The sequence below is a fragment of the Jeotgalibacillus marinus genome (genome assembly GCF_040801915.1).
In the GTDB taxonomy this organism is placed as follows: domain Bacteria; phylum Bacillota; class Bacilli; order Bacillales; family Jeotgalibacillaceae; genus Jeotgalibacillus; species Jeotgalibacillus marinus.
This window is the reverse complement of the sequence record NZ_JBFMIA010000289.1, coordinates 1-236: the sequence shown is the minus strand read 5'-3', so window position 1 is coordinate 236 and position 236 is coordinate 1. Positions and strand designations below refer to the sequence as shown.

Sequence of the window (236 nt, the reverse complement as noted above, 5' to 3'; positions counted from 1 at the left end):
GGGAGGAGAAGGGGAAAGAGGGGGAGGAAGGGGAAAAGAGGGAGGGGGAAGGAGGGGAGGAGGAAGAAGAGGAAAGAGAGGGAGGGGAGGAAAAAAAGGAAGGAGAAAAAGAAGAAAGGGGGAAGAAGAAAAAAGAAGGGGGAAAAGGGAAAAGAGGGAAGAAGGAAAGACAAGGAGAGGAGAAAAGGGGAAGAAAAGGTGGCAAGGGGTCACTTGCTGGAACCGTGTAACACTTT

Annotated in this window: 1 protein-coding gene; it reads left to right on the top strand. The window is 50.8% G+C overall.

Annotated features, from left to right (window positions below):
- Positions 1-230 (top strand): hypothetical protein (locus tag AB1471_RS19155; protein WP_367781063.1); only part of this gene is annotated, 230 nt, incomplete at its 5' end.
- Between the last annotated feature and the right edge of the window lie 6 nt (positions 231-236).